Here is an 18,259-nt window from a genome sequence, read left to right as displayed (position 1 = left end):
AGGGGCTTATATCAGACCCTCACCGAGCGGTCGGCGCGGACCCTTCAACTGTAGGCTCGCACCCCTGGTTCCACCAAAACGGCGCCGAGGTCCGGGCTCAGCGCCCCGACCCGCGCCGACGCCCACGGGACAGCGCGAGCCGTAGCTCGCCGGGCTCGATCCGCCAGCGTGCGACCGGCTCGCCGTCCACGATCAGGACAGGCACCTCGGTGCTCCACCGGTCGTGCTCCTGCTGGTCCATGTCCCCCGCGGCACGCTCGGCGTCGATGTCCCGGACCCGGACCTCGTCGACCTGCTCCCGGGCCACCGCGAGCATCTGGTCGCACAGGTGGCAGCCAGGCCGGGAGAGCATCTCGACGCGGGGCTCGGCGCCCGGGGCGCGCTCCCGTCTCCACCACGGCATACCTGGTCCTTCCCTCGCCACGCTCAGCGTCGTCTCCGGGGACGACGACGGCGCCCTCCCTGTCGCGGGACGGGCGCCGTGGTCGGATCGTCATCGGCCGGTGGCCGACGACCTCACTTCTTGTTGCGACGCTGGTGACGCGTCTTGCGCAGCAGCTTGCGGTGCTTCTTCTTGGCCATCCGCTTGCGGCGCTTCTTGATCACTGAGCCCATGGGGCCATCCTTCGTCGTCGTCGGTCCTGATGGTGCCTCCGCCGGCCTGCGTCGTGCGGACGCGGGGCGGGGCACGGCCCGGTCAGCCTAGCGCGGCGCAGCGCCGTGCCCCAAAGCGACCCGGTCACGCAGGTCGGCTGCAGGGCCGTCGCCGGGGTCGCCGGCCACGGCGGTCGGACGCGTCAGGCAGTGCCGTGGTAGGAGTCCTCGAGGTAGGCGTGCACCGCCTTCTCGGGCACCCGGAAGGACCGTCCGACCCGCACCGCGGGCAGCTCGCCCGAGTGCACCAGCCGATACACGGTCATCTTGGACACGCGCATGACGGCAGCCACCTCGGCCACGGTCATGAACGTCATCTCGGCGAGCTGGCGCTCATCTGCCATCGGACGCATCCCGTCTCTTGAACTTCTGTGCAGGCAGCGCGCACGGCTTCCCCTCCGGCAAGCGGCCTGCGTGGTTGTCGGGTTAACACTAGGGGCAGATGTGGTGCTTGCGAAAGTCGTGGGACGAAAAAACTCCAGCGCGACACGCGGGGTGGTGTCAACGGGATGCACGGGCCTGGAGTTGTCCGGCGGGTCCGGAGGGGCGGCCGGAGGGTCTCAGTCGAAGTACGGGTCCAGCCCCCAGCCCGGCAGACTCGCCCGGCGGGTCGCCATGATCGCGGCGTCCACCGGCTCGTCGAGGTCGTGGCCCTCGTCCCAGCGGCCGTAGCGGATCTCCCGCCCCCCACGATCCCCCATGGACCGCGGCGCCGTCACGCCGTACATCTCCTCGACGTGCCGCCGCCACTCCTCCGGCACCGCCGTGGCGGGGTCCACCGGCCGCCCGGTGACCACGCCGATGAGGTGCGTCCACGCCCGTGGCACCACCTCGACCAGCTCATACCCTCCCCCGCCGAGCGCGACCCACCTGCCCTCGGTCAGGTCGTCGGCCAGCTCCCGCACCCACCCGTAGGCGACCGCGAGCGCCTCCATGGAGACCGACAGGTGGGCCAGCGGGTCGGCGTAGTGGCAGTCGCAGCCGTGCTGGCTCACGACGATCTGGGGGTCGAAGGCGCGGGCGAGGGTCGGCACCACGGCCTGGTAGGCCCGCAGCCACCCCTCGTCCCCGGTGCCCGGGGGCAGGGCGATGTTGACCGCCGAGTCCGGCGCCTTCGGGCCGCCGGTGTCACCGGGGAAGCCGGTGCCGGGGAAGAGCGCCCGGCCGGTCTCGTGCATCGAGACCGTCATCACCCGCGGCTCGTTCCAGAAGCACCGCTCCACCCCGTCGCCGTGGTGGACGTCGAGGTCGAGGTAGAGCACCCGCTCGGCCCCCGCGTCCAGCAGGTGCTGGATGCCCACGGCGATGTCGTTGTAGACGCAGAATCCCGAGGCCGCCTGCGGCATGGCGTGGTGCAGGCCGCCGGCGATGTTGCAGGCGCGCCGCACCCGCCCGGACCAGACGGCCCGGCACGCCTCGACGGTCGCGCCGACGGCCAACGACGTGGCCTCGTGCATACCGGCGAAGGCGGGCGTGTCCTCCGTGCCGACGCCGTGACGTCCGGTCGCGGCACGGGGGTCGTCCGAGGCGGCCCGCACCGCCTCGAGGAGGTCGGGGGTGTGCACCGAGAGCAGCTCGTCGTGGCTGGCGTGCCGGGCGCCGTGAATCTCCACGTCGGCGTGGTCCAGGAGTCCCAGCGACCCTGCGAGGCGGTGCGTGAGGTCGAGCCGGCTCGGGTGCATCGGGTGACCGGGGCCGAAGTCGTAGTCGGTGTAGCGCTCGTCCCACATCACCCAGGAGCCCGTCATGGGCTCACGCTAGACCACGGTGCGCTCAGAGCGAGGTGGGAACCCCAGCGGCGTCACCCAGCGGGTAGACCATCATCATCTCCTCCGACTCCGCGTCCTCCTCGTCCACGCCACGGATGCGCATGGGACGACGGTCGTCGGTGGGGCGGAAGCCGAAGCTCGAGGCGAAGGCGACGGCGCGCCCGTTGTCGGTGCCCACCCAGTAGACGAGCTGGCGCAGACCGACCTCGCGACCGACCTTGGCGGCCTTCTCGAGCAGCCGACGGGCCACGCCGGAGCCGCGGCGCGCCGGCGCCACCCACAGACCGAAGAGCTCACCGGCGCCGGGGATGTTGGTGCGATGTCCGGTGCCGACGCTGACGACGCCGACGACCTCGTCGCCGTCCTGCGCGAGGAGGCGCCGGGAGCGCTCCATCCGCTCCTGCCAGCGGGAGTCCGGGAAGGCCTGCTCCTCCTCGGCGGAGGCGACGAAGGCCTCGGGAGACTCACGCAGCGCCCGCAGACGCACGTCCTTGTAGGACGGCCACTCATCCGGGTCGAGGACGCGCACGTGGATCTCGCTCATGCTCCCTACTCTTTCACACGGGTCGTCGGTGCTGGCTCGAGCGAGGTGAACAGTGGGTGATCGGGCACCCGGGTGCTCAGTCCTCGCGCGGGGACAGCTCGTGCGACCTTCTGGCGGCCGCCTCCATCGCCGTGAGGAAAGCAGCCCTGACCTTGTGGTCCTCCAGGGCCCGCAGGGCGGCGACGCTCGTGCCACCGGGGCTGGAGACCTGCTCCCGCAAGACCGTGGGGTGGGTCCCCGTCTCGCGGATCATCGTGGCGGCACCATACAACGTCTGCGTGACGAGCTCGGTGGCCGTGTCGCGCGGCAGGCCGAGGAGCACACCGGCCTCGATCATGGCCTCCACGACGTAGAAGATGTAGGACGGACCGCTGCCGCTGATGGCGGTGACGGCGTCCTGGTGCCCCTCGTCCAGCACGACGACCCGGCCGACGTGCTCCATGAGGTGACGGGCCCGCTCCACGTGCTCGTCGGTGCAGTGCCGCCCGGGGCTCATCGCGGACATGCCCTGGTCCACCAGGGCGGGGGTGTTGGGCATGACACGGACCACCGAGGTCCCCTGGGGCAACCGTCGCTCCAAGAAGTCGGTGGTGATCCCGGCCGCGATGGACACGACGAGCGTGCCCGGGCGGACGTGGTCGTGCACCTCCTCGACCAGGGCCGCCATGTCCTGCGGCTTGACGGCGAGCACCACCACGTCGGCGACCTCGACGGCCTCGGCCGGAGGGGCATACCGGGTGCCGTGCTGCCCGGCGACCTGCTCGGCGCGCGCGGTCACCTTGTCGCTGAGGACCAGCTCGTCCGGGCGCTGCCCGGACCGGACGAGCGCCGCGGCCAGGGTGCCCCCCATGACCCCGGCGCCGAGGAGCGCGATCGTCACAGGGATCAGCCCTTGGTCGCCAGGCCGCGCAGGAAGAAGGTGAGGTTGGCGGGGCGCTCGGCCATCCGCCGCACGAGGTAGCCGTACCAGTCCTCGCCGTAGGGGAGGTAGACCCGCATCCGGGAACCGGCCCCGGCGAGCCGGCGCTGCTCGTCGGGCCGGATGCCCAGCAGCATCTGGAACTCGTAGGAGTCAGCCTGACGCTGTGCCTTGTCGGCGAGCACCGTGGCGATCTCCACCAGCCTCGGGTCGTGCGTGGCGATCATCGGGTAGCCCGGGCCCTGCATCAGGATCTTCAGGCAGCGGACGTAGGACTTGTCCACGTCCTCTTTGTCCTGGAAGGCGACCGACTCCGGCTGCTTGTAGGCGCCCTTGCACAGCCGCACCCGGGAGCCCTCGCCCGCGAGGTCGCGGCAGTCCTGCTCGGTCCGGTGCAGGTAGGCCTGCAGCGCCACGCCCACCCAGGGCCAGTCCTGGCGCAGCTCGGCCAGCGCAGCCAGGGTGGGGTCGGTCGTCGTGTGGTCCTCCATGTCGAGGGTCACCGTCGTGCCGGAGTTGGCGGCCGCCTGGCAGATGGCCCGGGCGTTGTCCAGCGCGATGGCGTGCCCGTCCCGTCCGAGGAACTGGCCGAGCGCGGAGAGCTTGAGGCTGACCTCGACCGCGCCGTCCTGGGTGAGCCCGGCGTCGGAGAGCGCGGAGAGCAGCTCCAGGTAGGTGTCGCGGGTCGCGGCCGCCTGCTCCGGGTCCTGCGTGTCCTCGCCGAGGTAGTCGATCGTCACCTGGCGGCGGGTGTCGACGAGGTCGGCCGAGACCCGCACGGCGTCGGCGGTGGCGTCGCCCGCGACGAAGCGCTTGACGACGTCCCGGCTGACCGGCGCCTGCTCGATCACCTGGCGCAGCGTGGTGTTGCGGCTCATGCCCAGCAGGGTCTGGCGCATGAGGGCGGAGGGGTTGAGGTCGGCGAGCTCCATGGGCGACAGGCTACGCCCGGAGCACTGGTGCGCTCACGCCGGGAGAGCACCTGGCAGGTCGTGCTGACCCAGGTGCCGGCGGGCGAAGGCGAGCGACTCGGCCAGCGCCTCCTCCCGCTCCGGAGGCTTCATCTTGCGGGTCCCCACCTCCAGGCTGACGACGCCGCCGAAGCCGGTGGCGACGAGGTGCTCCAGCACCTCCTGGCACCGCTGGTCACCACGGCCGGGCACGAGGTGCTCGTCCTTGAAGGACCCGAAGGAGTCGCCCAGGTGGACGTGCCGGACCCGGTCACCGAGGTCGCGGACCATGTCCAGCGCGTCCTCGCCCGCCGTCGCGGCGTGGCTGACGTCGAAGGTGACGTCGCTGTAGGGGAACTCGCGCGGGTCGGGGCCGGGCAGGTAGGCCTGCATCGCCGAGGCACCGGTGCGCCAGGGGAACATGTTCTCCACGGCGATCGGTATGCCCCAGCGCTCCTGCCGCTGCGCCACCCCCTCGACGAAGCCCTCGGCATACCCCCGCTGCCACCGGAAGGGCGGGTGGACGACGACGCACTGGGCGTCGGTGTCGCACGCCAGGTCGAGCGCCCGCTCGATCTTGCCCCACGGCTCCCAGCCCCAGAGCCGCTGCGCGAGCAGCAGGGGGGGGCGTGGATCGCGCCGATGGACAGGCCGTGCAGCCGGGCGAGGGCGCGCAGCGCTCCCGCCTCCTGGGTCACCGGGTCGGTCCAGACCATGATCTCGACGCCGTCGTAGCCCAGCCGCTGCGCCAGGTCGAAGGCGTAGGCGGCGTTCTCGGGGTAGACCGACGAGGTCGACAGGTGGACCGGGATGTGGTCGCTCATCGGGACAGCCCGTCCAGGAAGCGCAGGATGAGACCTTCGCGCAGCGCCCACGGGCTGACCGACAGCTCGTCGACCCCGCTGAGCTCCAGCACGGCCTCGAGCACGAGCGCGCCGGCCGCGAGCTGCCGGGCTCGGGAGGCCGAGACGCCGGGGAGCTCGGCCCGCTGCGCCGCCGTCATCGTCAGCAGCCGCGGCGTCAGCTCGGCCAGGTCCGCGAAGCGGAGCACCCGCGGGACGTAGAGGCCCTCACCCCTCGGTGCGGCACCGCAGGCGCGGGCCAGCGAGCGCACCGTCTTGCTGCTGCCCGCCACGAGCTGGGGTGTCCCGACCTTGGTCAGCGCGGGCTGGGCCGTCGCGATCTCGGAGCGGATGTGCTTGCGCAGCGCCTTGACCTCCGAGCGCTCCGGCGGGTCGTGCTCGAGGGCGCGGCTGAGCCGCCCCGCTCCCAGCGGCAGCGAGATGGCGGCGTCCGGGTGCTCGTCCAGCCCCGCCGCCAGCTCCAGCGAGCCGCCCCCGATGTCGACGTTGAGCAGCCGCCCCGCGGACCAGCCGAACCAGCGGCGCACCGCGAGGAAGGTGGCGCGGGCCTCCTCCTCCCCCGGCAGGATGTCGAGCTCCACCCCGGAGGTCTCGCGCACCAGGGCGAGCACCTCCTCGGTATTGCCGGCCTCGCGGATGGCGCTGGTCGCGAAGGGCAGCAGCTCGGTGGCCCCGCGGCTCTCGGCGACCTCGACGCAGTCGGTGACGAAGCCCGCCAGGGTCCGGGCGCCCTCGTCGCTGATGTCCCCCTGCGGCGTGAGGTGCTCGGCGAGCCGCAGCTCCACCTTGTGCGAGTAGTCCGGGGTGGGGTGCCCGCCGGGCTGGGCGTCGACCACGAGGAGGTGGACCGTGTTCGATCCGACGTCGATGACACCCAGGCGCATGGCGGCCATGATGCCCTACCCCGGTGACACCGGGAGCCACCGCGGGCCAGGGCTGTCGGTGCCCGCACCTACCCTGGCACGGTGGCGAAGGCGAGCAGAGCGGCATACCGGTGCACCGAGTGCGGCTGGCAGGGCGTGAAGTGGGTGGGGCGCTGCCCCGAGTGCCAGGCCTGGGGCACGGTCTCCGAGGTCGGCGGGCGCACCACGGTGCGCACCAGCGCGGTGTCACCGACCCGCCCGGCGGTGCCGATCCGCACGGTCGACGCGGCCGCCGCCCAGGCCCGCTCGACCGGGGTGGGTGAGTTCGACCGGGTGCTGGGCGGGGGCATCGTCCCCGGGGCCGTCGTGCTCATGGCGGGCGAGCCCGGCATCGGCAAGTCGACCCTGGCGCTGGACGTCGCGGCCCGGGCGGCGCGGGAGGGGACCTCGGTCCTCTACGTCTCCGGCGAGGAGTCCGCGGCCCAGGTCAAGCTGCGGGCGGAGCGTATCGGCGCGGTAGCCGACACCCTCTTCCTCGCCGCCGAGACCGACCTGGCGACGATCCTGGGGCAGATCGAGCAGACCGATCCCGAGCTGCTGGTCGTCGACTCCGTGCAGACGGTCGCGAGCGCCGACGTCGAGGGGGCACCGGGCAACGTCAGCCAGGTGCGCGAGGTGGCCTCGGCGCTCATCCAGGCGGCCAAGACACGCGGCACGGCAGCCGTCCTCATCGGCCACGTCACCAAGGACGGCGGCATCGCCGGGCCGCGGGTCCTGGAGCACCTCGTCGACGTCGTCGTCGCCTTCGAGGGCGAGCGGCACAGCCGGCTGCGCCTGGTGCGCGCGGTGAAGAACCGCTTCGGTCCGACCGACGAGGTGGGCTGCTTCGACCTGGGCGACTCCGGCATCGTCGGCCTGGCCGACCCCAGCGGGCTCTTCCTCTCCAGCCGCGACCGCCCTGTCCCCGGCACCTGCGTCACCGTCACCCTCGAGGGGCGACGGCCCCTGGTCGCCGAGGTCCAGGCGCTGGTCAGCGAGGCGGCCGCCGGGTCGCCGCGGCGGACGACCAGCGGCCTCGACGCGTCCCGGCTGGCGATGGTCCTGGCGGTGCTGGGTCAGCGCGGTGGCGTCCCGCTCGGCAAGGACGACTGCTACGCCGCGACGGTGGGCGGGGTGCGGCTGTCCGAGCCGGCGGCGGACCTGGCGCTGGCCCTGGCGCTGACCAGCGCCAAGGCCGACCTGGCGCTGCCGGTGAGCACGATCGCCGTCGGCGAGGTGGGGCTCTCCGGCGACCTGCGCCCGGTGACCGGCGCGCCGCGGCGGCTGGCGGAGGCCGCACGCATCGGCTTCACCGAGGCGGTCATCCCCGTCGGGTCGCTGACCGAGGGCCGACCCCCCGCGTCGATGCGGGTCCACGAGCTCGCCACGCTCAGCGATGCGGTCGCCCTCGTGCTGGCAGCCGCGAGCGCCACCGCCCGCCAGGGGGATGGACGTGACAACGCGCTGGTCAAGAATCTGTAAAGATCTGCGCCAGGTCGGGGTGCCCGCGCACGCGGCGCCTAGGATCGGCGGCACCGGGCACGTCGCGGGGCGGCTCCGGACGGAGAGGGACCGGTCAGGGAGGCGAGCATGTCGGAACGCAGCGACGAGGAGCTGCTGCGCGTGACCCTGGGCGCCGTCTCCCCCGGCACGGACCTGCGCGACGGTCTCGAGCGCATCCTGCGCGGACGCACCGGCGCACTCATCGTCCTGGGCAGCGACCGGGTCGTCGACTCCATCAGCACCGGCGGCTTCGAGCTGGACGTCGAGTTCTCCGCCACCCGGCTGCGCGAGCTGGCCAAGATGGACGGCGGCATCGTGCTCACCCGCGACGGCACCAGGATCGTGCGCGCCGCGACCCAGCTGGCGCCGGACCGGACCATCGAGACCCGGGAGAGCGGCACCCGTCACCGGACGGCCGAGCGGACCGCCAAGCAGACCGGCTACCCGGTCATCTCGGTGAGCCAGTCGATGTCGATCATCGCGCTCTACGTCGGCAGCATCCGGCACGTGCTCGAGGACCGCGGCCAGCTGCAGGGTCAGGCCAACCAGGCGCTGCAGACGCTGGAGCGCTACCGGGCCCGGCTCGACGAGGTCGGCGCCAACCTGTCCGCGCTGGAGATCGAGGACCTCGTGACGGTGCGGGACCTCGCCCAGGTCCTGCAGCGGCTGGAGATGGTCCGGCGGATCAGCGCCGAGATCGAGCAGTACGTCGTGGAGCTCGGAATCGACGGCCGTCTCATCGGGCTGCAGCTGGAGGAGATGACCGGCGGGGTGGACCGGGAGCGCGAGCTGGTCGTCCGCGACTACATCGGCGCCGCCGAGGCCGGTCGTGACCCGGCACAGGTCCAGGCGGCGCTGGCAGCCCTCGACAGCACCGAGCTGCTCGACCTCAGCGCCGTCGCCCGGTGCCTGGGCATCACCGTCGTCGGCGACGGGATGGACCACCAGCAGCTCAGCCCCTCCGGCTACCGGCTGCTCCACCGCATCCCCCGGCTGCCGGGGGCGATCGTCGACCGGCTGGTCACGCACTTCGGCAGCTTCCAGCAGCTGCTCTCCGCCGGGCTGGAGGACCTCATGCAGGTCGACGGTGTCGGCGAGGCGCGGGCCCGCGCGGTGCGCGAGGGGCTGTCGCGGCTGGCCGAGAGCTCGATCCTCGAGCGCTACGTCTGACGTGACCGCGGCCGGCACCGAGGTCCTGCACGACCGCGTCCTGGGGTGGTATGCCGCGCACCGGCGCGACCTGCCCTGGCGGCGGCCCGACCGGACACCCTGGGGGGTCCTGGTGTCCGAGGTCATGCTGCAGCAGACACCGGTGGCGCGCGTCCTGCCGGTGTGGGAGCGGTGGATGACGGCCTGGCCGACGCCCGCCGACCTGGCCGCGCAGCCGAGCGGCACGGCGGTGCGGGAGTGGGGACGCCTCGGCTACCCCCGGCGGGCGCTGCGCCTGCACGCCGCCGCGACGGCCATCCGGGACGAGCACGGTGGCGAGGTGCCCTCCGAGGAGGCGACGCTGCGCACCCTGCCGGGCATCGGCGACTACACCGCCGCGGCGGTCGCCGCCTTCGCCTTCGGGCGGCGCGCCACCGTGGTCGACACCAACGTCCGGCGGGTGCACGCCCGCGCCGTGACCGGCACCGCCCTGCCCGCTCCCTCCCTCACCCGGGCCGAGGTGGAGCGCGCCACCAGGCTGCTGCCGCCGGACGACGCCGAGGCCGCGACGTGGAACGTCGCCGTCATGGAGCTCGGGGCGCTGGTGTGCACCGCCCGCGCTCCCCGCTGCGGTGAGTGCCCCGTCGCCGACCGCTGCGCCTGGCGGCTCGCCGGGTCACCCGCGCACGACGGGCCCGCCCGGCGCGGGCAGGCCTGGACGGGCACCGACCGCCAGTGCCGCGGCACACTCCTGCAGGTCCTGCGGTCCGCCGACGGGCCGGTGCCCGGCGAGCTCCTCCGCGCCGCCTGGCAGCAGGACGACCTGCAGCGCGACCGCTGCCTGGACGCCCTCGTCGCCGAGGGCCTGGTCGAGCCGCTCGCCGGCGACCGCTACCGCCTGCCCGGCACCTGAGCCGCTCCGTCCCGGCGACACGCCCGACCCGAACGGCTCCGGCGTTCACGTGAACGCTGCAGCCGTTCGAGTCCGGCCTGTCGGCGGGACGCGCAAGGCCGGCACCCGCCGCAGGCAACCTTTCCGGGCCGGTCAGAGTAGGAGAGGGTGACCAGCCGAGGAGGTATGCCGTGGCACGAGGCCGCAGGGAGAGCCGCGAGACCACGCGGGGCCGAACCCGCGATCGCGAGTTCACCGCGTTCGTCGAGCAGGCGAGCCCCGAGCTGCTGCGTACCGGCTGGTTCCTCACCGGTGACGTGCATGCCGCGCAGGACCTGCCCGCCTGCGCGAGCATCTCACCGACGAGGAGGTCATGTCATGACGATCGACGCGGAAGAGCGCATCCGGGCCGAGCTCGGTGCAGCACCCTCCCCTCCTGGCCTCCGGCTCGATGCCAGCGCGACGACGCGGGTTGCGGCACGTGCCCACCGACGCCGCAGGGTGAGTCAGGTCATCGTCGCCGGCGTGGCCGCCCTCGCCCTGCCGGTGACGACGGCGTGGGCACTAGGAGACCTGCCGGGGTCGACCGGCCGGGCCCTGCCGGCCTCGCCGTGGGCCTGCCCGGTGAGCGGGTGGCACAGCGACCCGGTCGTCGACACCGACGAGCTGGGCGGAGTCACCATCCCGCTCTCCACCGGCGAGGACGTGATCGCGGGACTCGCCCTCGGATGTCCCTTCGACGCCCTGGTCCTGGCACTCTCGTCGGACCAGACCGACGACGATCCGTCCGAGGTGAGGACCCGACTGCTGATCGAGCGCGAGCCGGAGACCGAGCACCAGGGCGCCGGGTATGCCGACCTCACGCTCGCGGACGGCCCCGCCATCGGCATGCTCCTGCCGGGAGGTTCCCGCGACGTACCCCTCATCGCTCCCGGTGAGATCCGCACGCCTGCAGCGGATCCGGTGCCGGTGCCAGGGACCGGGCTCGACGCGGCCGTCATCGAGGGCGCGTCCCTGTCGGACCAGCCGCTGGCGCTCCTGCGACGCGGAGCCGACGGTCTCCCGCACACGACGGGGCGCACGCGCTCGGTCGGGTCGTTCGCGGTATCCATGAGGAGGTGGACCACCCCGGCGGCCCGGACTCATCGCCGAGGTCGCCCGGGCTTCCCGGGCACCCGTGTTCCCCCCGGGAGCGGGCAGGGCCAGCCGTTACGATCCCGGTATGACGCTGACCTGGGTGGAACCGCAGTCCAACGCCGCGTGGCGCGAGCGCCTGCTGGCGACGCCGGGCCAGCCCTCGATGTTCCAGACGCCGGAGTTCGCGCAGGTCAAGGCCATGATGGGCTGGACGCCCAGGTATGCCGACATCGACGGCTTCCCGGTCACCGTGCACGAGCGGCGGGCCCCCGGCTTCGGCAAGGTCTGGTACCTCCCCAAGGGCCCGGGCGTGGCCACCCTGGAGCAGCTCGAGCCGCTGCTGCCGCCGCTGCGCGAGGCAGCCCACCGCGAGGGCGTCTTCCTCGTCAAGCTCGAGCCCGAGATCGTCGAGAGCCCGGAGACCCTCGCCGGCCTGGACCGTCTGGGCCTGCGCGCCTCCGGCCGGATACAGACCAACAAGAACACCGTCTTCGTCGACGTCACCGGCACCCCCGACGACCTCATGGCCCGCTTCCCGTCCAAGACGCGCAACACCATCCGCCGCGGCATCAAGCAGGGCGTGGTCGCCGAGGCCGCCCCACTGGCGGAGTCGACCTACGAGCGCATGTGGACCCTGTGGATGGAGGTGGTGCAGGACCAGGGCATCACCCCGCGGGGCCACGACTACCAGGTCGCCATGTGGCGCACCTTCTGCGACGCCGGCCTGGGCCGCGTCTTCCTCGCCCAGCACGAGGGCCGCGACGTCGCCGGGGCCTTCGTCACCGTGGTCGGTCACGTCGCCTGCTACCGCGACGGCGCCAGCGTCCGCGAGCGCCCGGTCCGCGGTGGCAGCCACGCGCTCCAGTGGGCGGCGATGCAGTGGGCGCAGAGCCAGGGCGCCACGACCTACGACATGGCCGGGACCCCGCACTCCACCAAGGTGGACGACCGCGACGACCCCTACTTCGGCATCGGCGAGTTCAAGCGGAGCTTCGCCAAGGAGGTCACCGACTTCGTCGGCACCTACGACCTCGTCGTCCGACCCCGCCGGTATGCCCTGTGGCAGCGGATCGGTCACCGCGTCACCGCGAAGGTCGTGTCGCGCGGCCGCTCCGGCGCGACGTTCTACTGAGGTTGCTTCAGAAGCCGGAGGCCGACGGGCGACGGTAGAACGTCGCCAGCTTCTTGGCGTGGTTGAGCCGGTTCGCCGCGACGTAGGCGCGGCGTCGCCAGTTGCCGCGTTCGTAGAGCAACGGGTGGACGACCTTGCGGCGTGCCGCGGCCAGCACCCGCCGGCGCAGCGCGGCGTCCCGGACGTAGTAGGGCAGGACCAGCGGGCTGACGATGCTGTAGAGCACCTCCTCGGTGCCGCGGACCGGCTCGCGCTCGACGCCCCGGACGACGTCGTCGACCACGGCACCCGCGAGGTCGGCACCCGCAGCCGTCGCGTAGAAGCTGTTGCGCCCCATCCGCGGGTTGACCTCCATGTAGTAGATCGTCCCGGTCCGGGGGTCGCGCTTGGCGTCGATGTTGGCGAAGCCCCAGTAGTCCACCGCGCCCAGGATCTGCTCCGCCGCGTCCATGAGGTCGTGCATCGGGGTGGTGATCATGGCGATCGGGTTGCCGATCGTCGTGGGGTCGTGCTCGCCGAGCAGGACCTGCGCGGTCGCGCACGCGGTCATCCGCCCGGTGCGGTCGACGTAGGCGACGATCGAGAGCTGGTGGGTGTCGTCACCGGGGATGTGCTCCTGCACGAGGAAGTCCTGCCGCACCCCACCGTCCCGCAGCGTCCGGACCAGGTCGTCCCACTCGTCCGGGGTCTGCAGGAACCACACCTTCTGCGCCCCCGGGAAGCGCAGGTGCTCGAAGTGGGCGCTGTTGGCGGGCTTGGCGACGACCGGGAAGGAGATGTCGATCGGGTCGGGCCTCCCACGTCGGGTCGTCGGCCTCGGCGAAGGGCACCACGACCGTGCGCGGCGTCGGCAGGCCGAGGCGCTCGCAGATCTGCCCGAAGCTCTGCTTGTCGGCGATCTGCTCCAGGGTCTGCGACGACATCCGCGGGAAGGCGAAGTACGCGCCGAGCTCCTCGGCGTGCTCGGCGATCAGCTCGGTGTGCGAGTCCGAGTTGCAGCCCAGCAGCAACGCCACGTCCGGCTCCCGCTCCCGGGACACCCGCCCCTCGTCCAGCAGCGTCCGGAGCAGCTGTGCCCGGTCCGTGTTCTCCCCCGCCTCGACGTTGTCGAGGATGCGGGAGTTCGCGATGGGACCGGTCTGCCCGCGCGAGACGATCGTCGTGCGCACGCCGTACTTCTCGTGCAGCGCCCGCGCGAGCCCGTAGGTGCCGGGGTCGGTGCCCAGGAAGACCGGCCGCAGGGCCACCTCCGGGGCAGGCGAGCAGGAGGGGAGGTCGGTGGGCATACCGAGGATGCTAGTGCACCCCCGGCGCCGTCACCGGCACCGCGGCGGCTCAGCCGACGCCGTTGACGACCCCGTAGCCGGACACGCCGCTGAAGATCGCGCGGTACTGCGTCGGGACGCCCGGGCGACCGGTGTCGTACATCATCCCGTTCCCGGCGTAGATGCCCACGTGGTAAGCCGGGTATCCGAAGAAGACCAGGTCACCCGGCTGCGGGTTGTTGGTGGGCATGGTGGCCGCCTGCTGGGTGGCCGCGGTCCGCGGGATCGACAGGCCCACCTCGGCGAAGACGTAGGTGGTGTAGCCGGAGCAGTCGAAGCCCTCCTGCGGGTTGTTGCCTCCGTACTTGTACGGGGTGCCGATGTACTGCGCGGCGGTGTTGAGGATCTCCTGGCGGGTGGTCGAGGGGGCCGGGGCGGGAGCCGGCTCGGCGCCACCACCACCGCCGCCACCGCCGGGGTTGCTCGCGGTGAGCACCGAGCCCGCCATGTACTGCGAGCCCGACATCTTCAGCCAGCCGTTGCTGGTGAGCGTGCCGGTGACCTCGGTGCCGCGCGACATGCTGCCGACGACGGAGTATGACGTCGAGGGGCCGGAGCGCACGTTTGCCGACGCAGCGCTGACCCACCGGGTCACCTCGTTCGGGGCGGGGTCCGGCTGCTCGCCACCGCCACCACCGCCGCCGCCGGGGTTGGTGCCGGTGAGGATGGAGCGGGCGATGTACTTCCCGCCGCCGATGTTGAGCCAGCCGTTGCTGGTCCAGGTGCCCGTCACCTTCGTGCCCTTGCGCATCGTGGTGACGACCGGGTGACCCAGACCCGGGCCCGAGCGCACGTTGCCGATCGACGCCTCCATCCACTGCGTCACGCGCTGGCTCCCGCCACCGCCGCCACCGGGGTCGGAGCCGCCGCCACCGCCGGGGTTGGTGCCGGTGAGGATCGAGCCGGCGATGTACTTCCCGCCGCCGATGTTGAGCCAGCCGTTGCTGGTCCAGGTGCCCGTCACCTTCGTGCCCTTGCGCATCGTGGTGACGACCGGGTTGCCCAGGCCGGGGCCCGAGCGCACGTTGCCGACCGAGGCCTCCATCCACTGCGTGACCCGCTCGGCGCTCCCGCCACCGCCACCGGGGTTGCTGCCGGAGGACCGGGTGAGGTTCCAGGCGGCGACGAACGTGTTGTTGCCGACCTTGAGCCAGTTGTTGGAGGTGAGCGTGCCGGTGAGCTTGGTCCCGTTGCGGTAGCCGCCCACGATGCCGTAGGAGGTCGACGGGCCGCTGCGGGCGTTGACGCCGGCAGCGGCGTTGACGGTCATCGTGACGGTCGAGGTGGGGGCGGGGGTCGGGAGGACCCGGGGGGTCGCCACCGGGGTGGTCGGCGTGGCCGGCAACAGCGGCTGCTGCGGCAGCTGCGGGGTGCCGGAGGGCGCGGCGTGGGCCGCGGGCGCGAGCGACACCACCGGGGCGGCGGCGGCGGTCACGGCGATCATGGTTCGCGACAGGCGACGGGTGCTCAGGGTCATCAGTGATCCGTACGTGTGTGGCGGGGCAGGACGCAGAGGTATCCGGCAGGGTGCGGAGACCGGTGTTTCTGGGACGACCCTCAGGTGGGCCAGGAGCAATGAAACCCACCCCTGACCTGCGACGCAACCCCACCCCCACCCCCATGAGTGCATTTCCCGGGGGCATGACAAGCGTGTAGTTCGTGATGTTGCTCACACGCCCTCAGGGTTGATGCAGGTCAGCCCGGATATCACAGAGGTGTAGTTCGTTGACCAGCACTTTTCTCGATTTTCACACCTCTCTCGGGCGCCCCTCCGAGCACGTGATCTGAGTGAACTCGGCGTGTCTGAGTGGCACCTGTGAAATGCGTCAGGAGAGGGTCATCGGCATACCTTTCCCATACGCAGAACGGGCGGGACGCGGCGCACGTCGTGCACCACGTCCCGCCCGCTCGGGTGGATCAGCCGGGGGTCAGCCGGCCTGCTCCTCCACCGGCACCGTGTCGGGCACCTCGGAGGGCTTGTCCTGCCCGCGGAAGGTGAAGACCTTGTCGCGGTTCTTGTCCTCGCCGACCGGGTCCTCGACGTCCACGATGACGATCTGACCGGTGCCCAGCTCGCCGAAGAGGATCTTCTCCGAGAGCTGGTCCTCGATCTCGCGCTGGATCGCGCGACGCAGCGGGCGCGCACCCAGGACGGGGTCGTAGCCGCGCTTGGCGAGCAGCTCCTTGGCGGCCGAGGTGAGCTCGATCGCCATGTCCTTGTCCTTGAGGCGCTCGTCCAGGCGGGCGACCATGAGGTCGACGATCTGCACGATCTCCTCCTGCGAGAGCTGCGGGAAGACGATGGTGTCGTCCACACGGTTGAGGAACTCGGGGCGGAAGTGCTGCTTGAGCTCGTCCGTCACCTTGTTCTTCATCCGGTCGTAGTCGCTGCGGGTCTCCGGCCCGGCGGAGAAGCCGAGCGAGACACCCTTGGCGATGTCACGGGTCCCGAGGTTGGTCGTCATGATGATGACGGTGTTCTTGAAGTCGACCACCCGGCCCTGGGAGTCGGTCAGGCGACCGTCCTCCAGGATCTGCAGCAGGCTGTTGAAGATGTCCGGGTGCGCCTTCTCGATCTCGTCGAAGAGCACCACCGAGAACGGCTTGCGCCGCACCTTCTCGGTCAGCTGGCCACCCTCTTCGTACCCGACGTAGCCGGGGGGCGAGCCGAACATCCGCGAGACGGTGTGCTTCTCGGAGTACTCCGACATGTCGAGCGTGATGAGGCTGTCCTCGTCGCCGAAGAGGAACTCGGCGAGCGTCTTGGCCAGCTCGGTCTTGCCGACACCGGTCGGTCCGGCGAAGATGAACGACCCACCGGGGCGGCGGGGGTCCTTGAGGCCGGCGCGGGTGCGGCGGATGGCCTGGGACAGCGCCTTGATGGCGTCGTTCATGCCGATGATCCGCTTGTGCAGCTCGTCCTCCATGTTGAGCAGCCTGGAGGACTCCTCCTCGCTCAGCTTGAAGACCGGGATGCCGGTCGCCGCGGCCAGCACCTCGGCGATGAGCTCCTCGTCGACCTCGGCGACGACGTCCATGTCACCGTTCTTCCACTCCTTCTCCCGCTCGGCACGCGCCTGGGTGAGCTTGTGCTCCTCGTCGCGCAGCCGGGCGGCCTTCTCGAAGTCCTGGCCGTCGATGGCCGACTCCTTCTCGCGCTTGGCGTGCGCGATCTTCTCGTCGAAGTCGCGCAGGTCCGGCGGCGCGGTCATCCGACGGATGCGCAACCGGGCCCCGGCCTCGTCGATGAGGTCGATCGCCTTGTCCGGCAGGAAGCGGTCGTTGACGTAGCGGTCCGCCATGGACGCGGCGGCGACGAGGGCGCTGTCGGTGATGGTCACCCGGTGGTGCGCCTCGTAGCGGTCGCGCAGACCCTTGAGGATCTCGATGGCGTGCTTGAGCGTGGGCTCGGACACCTGGATCGGCTGGAAGCGACGCTCCAGCGCGGCGTCCTTCTCGATGTGCTTGCGGTACTCGTCGAGGGTCGTCGCACCGATGGTCTGCAGCTCGCCGCGGGCCAGCATCGGCTTGAGGATGCTGGCGGCGTCGATCGCGCCCTCGGCGGCACCCGCCCCGACGAGGGTGTGGATCTCGTCGATGAACAGGATGATGTCGCCGCGGGTGCGGATCTCCTTGAGCACCTTCTTGAGGCGCTCCTCGAAGTCACCGCGGTAGCGCGAGCCGGCGACCAGGGCACCGAGGTCGAGCGTGTAGAGCTGCTTCTCCTTGAGCGTCTCCGGCACGTCGCCACGGACGATGTCCTGGGCCAGGCCCTCGACGACGGCGGTCTTGCCGACGCCGGGCTCGCCGATGAGGACGGGGTTGTTCTTGGTGCGGCGGGACAGCACCTGCATGACCCGCTCGATCTCCTGCTCGCGCCCGATGACCGGGTCGAGCTTGCCCTCACGGGCGGCCTGGGTCAGGTTGCGGCCGAACTGGTCCAGCACCAGCGAGCCGGACTGCTGGCCCTCCTGCTGGCTGCCGGCGCCGACGCCGGCGGTCGCCGACTCCTTGCCCTGGTAGCCCGAGAGCAGCGTGATGACCTGCTGACGGACCCGGTTGAGGTCGGCGCCCAGCTTGACCAGCACCTGCGCAGCCACGCCCTCACCCTCACGGATGAGGCCGAGCAGCAGGTGCTCGGTGCCGATGTAGTTGTGCCCCAGCTGGAGTCCCTCGCGCAGCGAGAGCTCGAGGACATTCTTGGCCCGCGGGGTGAACGGGATGTGGCCGGTCGGGCTGTTCTGCCCCTGGCCGATGATCTCCTGCACCTGCTGGCGCACCGCGTCCAGCGAGATGTCCAGCGACTCCAGCGCCTTGGCGGCCACGCCCTCACCCTCGTGGATCAGGCCCAGCAGCAGGTGCTCGGTGCCGATGTAGTTGTGGTTGAGCATGCGCGCCTCTTCCTGCGCGAGCACCACCACACGTCGAGCCCGGTCGGTGAACCGTTCGAACATGCTCTTCTCCTCCACTGTGGGCGTATACCCACTCTACGTGCGTCTGATCCGAATCAACGCCGAGAT

General features: G+C 71.8%; 18 protein-coding genes. 4 read left to right on the top strand and 14 right to left on the bottom strand.

Features of this window, described 5'->3' with window-relative positions:
• Positions 1–97: 97 nt before the first annotated feature.
• The 9 genes from FU792_RS02275 to FU792_RS02235 form a co-directional block, all read right to left on the bottom strand.
• Positions 98–403, bottom strand: coding sequence for a glutaredoxin family protein (locus tag FU792_RS02275; protein ID WP_022925499.1), 306 nt, complete (start codon positions 401–403; stop codon positions 98–100).
• 113 nt (positions 404–516) lie between these two features.
• On the bottom strand, positions 517–615 hold the full coding sequence (locus tag FU792_RS02270) for a 30S ribosomal protein bS22 (protein WP_003792170.1): 99 nt from the start codon (positions 613–615) through the stop codon (positions 517–519).
• Between the two features lie 182 nt (positions 616–797).
• Positions 798–998 (bottom strand): helix-turn-helix domain-containing protein, encoded by a 201-nt coding sequence (locus tag FU792_RS02265; protein ID WP_028131110.1) that lies wholly within the window; start codon positions 996–998, stop codon positions 798–800.
• A 216-nt stretch (positions 999–1,214) separates the two neighbouring features.
• Complete coding sequence (locus FU792_RS02260) at positions 1,215–2,402, bottom strand: acetoin utilization protein AcuC (RefSeq protein ID WP_022925496.1); 1,188 nt, start codon at positions 2,400–2,402, stop codon at positions 1,215–1,217.
• A gap of 25 nt (positions 2,403–2,427) precedes the next feature.
• Positions 2,428–2,967 (bottom strand): GNAT family N-acetyltransferase, encoded by a 540-nt coding sequence (locus FU792_RS02255; protein ID WP_022925495.1) that lies wholly within the window; start codon positions 2,965–2,967, stop codon positions 2,428–2,430.
• Between the two features lie 76 nt (positions 2,968–3,043).
• A complete protein-coding gene (gene proC / locus FU792_RS02250) occupies positions 3,044–3,847 on the bottom strand; it encodes a pyrroline-5-carboxylate reductase (protein ID WP_022925494.1) in 804 nt (267 codons plus the stop codon).
• Positions 3,848–3,852: 5 nt separating this feature from the next.
• A complete protein-coding gene (locus FU792_RS02245; protein WP_022925493.1) occupies positions 3,853–4,818 on the bottom strand; it encodes a proline dehydrogenase family protein in 966 nt (321 codons plus the stop codon).
• A 33-nt stretch (positions 4,819–4,851) separates the two neighbouring features.
• Complete coding sequence (locus FU792_RS02240) at positions 4,852–5,394, bottom strand: sugar phosphate isomerase/epimerase family protein (RefSeq protein WP_338101200.1); 543 nt, start codon at positions 5,392–5,394, stop codon at positions 4,852–4,854.
• A gap of 262 nt (positions 5,395–5,656) precedes the next feature.
• Positions 5,657–6,583 (bottom strand): Ppx/GppA family phosphatase, encoded by a 927-nt coding sequence (locus FU792_RS02235; protein ID WP_028131109.1) that lies wholly within the window; start codon positions 6,581–6,583, stop codon positions 5,657–5,659.
• An 81-nt stretch (positions 6,584–6,664) separates the two neighbouring features.
• On the opposite strand from FU792_RS02235, the gene radA reads away from it, so the two are divergent.
• The 3 genes from radA to FU792_RS02220 all read left to right on the top strand — a co-directional run bounded on the left by radA (position 6,665) and on the right by FU792_RS02220 (position 10,166).
• Entirely contained in the window at positions 6,665–8,083 is a 1,419-nt protein-coding gene (gene radA, locus FU792_RS02230) for a DNA repair protein RadA (protein ID WP_052327860.1), read from the top strand.
• 108 nt (positions 8,084–8,191) lie between these two features.
• Positions 8,192–9,274 (top strand): DNA integrity scanning diadenylate cyclase DisA, encoded by a 1,083-nt coding sequence (disA, locus tag FU792_RS02225; protein WP_022925489.1) that lies wholly within the window; start codon positions 8,192–8,194, stop codon positions 9,272–9,274.
• Between the two features lies 1 nt (position 9,275).
• Positions 9,276–10,166 (top strand): HhH-GPD family protein, encoded by an 891-nt coding sequence (locus FU792_RS02220; protein ID WP_022925488.1) that lies wholly within the window; start codon positions 9,276–9,278, stop codon positions 10,164–10,166.
• 485 nt (positions 10,167–10,651) lie between these two features.
• On the opposite strand, the gene FU792_RS16605 is transcribed toward FU792_RS02220, so the two are convergent.
• Positions 10,652–10,828, bottom strand: coding sequence for a hypothetical protein (locus FU792_RS16605; protein WP_161600184.1), 177 nt, complete (start codon positions 10,826–10,828; stop codon positions 10,652–10,654).
• 539 nt (positions 10,829–11,367) lie between these two features.
• On the opposite strand from FU792_RS16605, the gene FU792_RS02215 reads away from it, so the two are divergent.
• The gene (locus FU792_RS02215) at positions 11,368–12,414 is read left to right on the top strand and encodes a lipid II:glycine glycyltransferase FemX (protein ID WP_022925487.1); all 1,047 of its coding nucleotides are present in this window, start codon (positions 11,368–11,370) and stop codon (positions 12,412–12,414) included.
• Positions 12,415–12,421: 7 nt separating this feature from the next.
• On the opposite strand, the gene FU792_RS02210 is transcribed toward FU792_RS02215, so the two are convergent.
• The 4 genes from FU792_RS02210 to FU792_RS02195 all read right to left on the bottom strand — a co-directional run bounded on the left by FU792_RS02210 (position 12,422) and on the right by FU792_RS02195 (position 18,193).
• Positions 12,422–13,117, bottom strand: a complete 696-nt coding sequence (locus FU792_RS02210) for a hypothetical protein (RefSeq protein WP_149814514.1) — start codon at positions 13,115–13,117, stop codon at positions 12,422–12,424.
• Positions 13,014–13,700, bottom strand: a complete 687-nt coding sequence (locus tag FU792_RS02205; RefSeq protein ID WP_149814513.1) for a hypothetical protein — start codon at positions 13,698–13,700, stop codon at positions 13,014–13,016. Before FU792_RS02205 ends, FU792_RS02210 begins: the two co-directional genes overlap by 104 nt.
• A gap of 49 nt (positions 13,701–13,749) precedes the next feature.
• Complete coding sequence (locus tag FU792_RS02200) at positions 13,750–15,183, bottom strand: C40 family peptidase (protein WP_022925485.1); 1,434 nt, start codon at positions 15,181–15,183, stop codon at positions 13,750–13,752.
• Positions 15,184–15,667: 484 nt separating this feature from the next.
• On the bottom strand, positions 15,668–18,193 hold the full coding sequence (locus tag FU792_RS02195; RefSeq protein WP_149814511.1) for an ATP-dependent Clp protease ATP-binding subunit: 2,526 nt from the start codon (positions 18,191–18,193) through the stop codon (positions 15,668–15,670).
• Positions 18,194–18,259 lie beyond the last annotated feature (66 nt).

This window comes from Serinicoccus marinus DSM 15273 (genome assembly GCF_008386315.1).
In the GTDB taxonomy this organism is placed as follows: Bacteria; Actinomycetota; Actinomycetes; order Actinomycetales; family Dermatophilaceae; genus Ornithinicoccus; species Ornithinicoccus marinus.
Note: the sequence above shows the minus strand (reverse complement) of the source record. Positions and strands in the feature narration are given on the sequence as shown.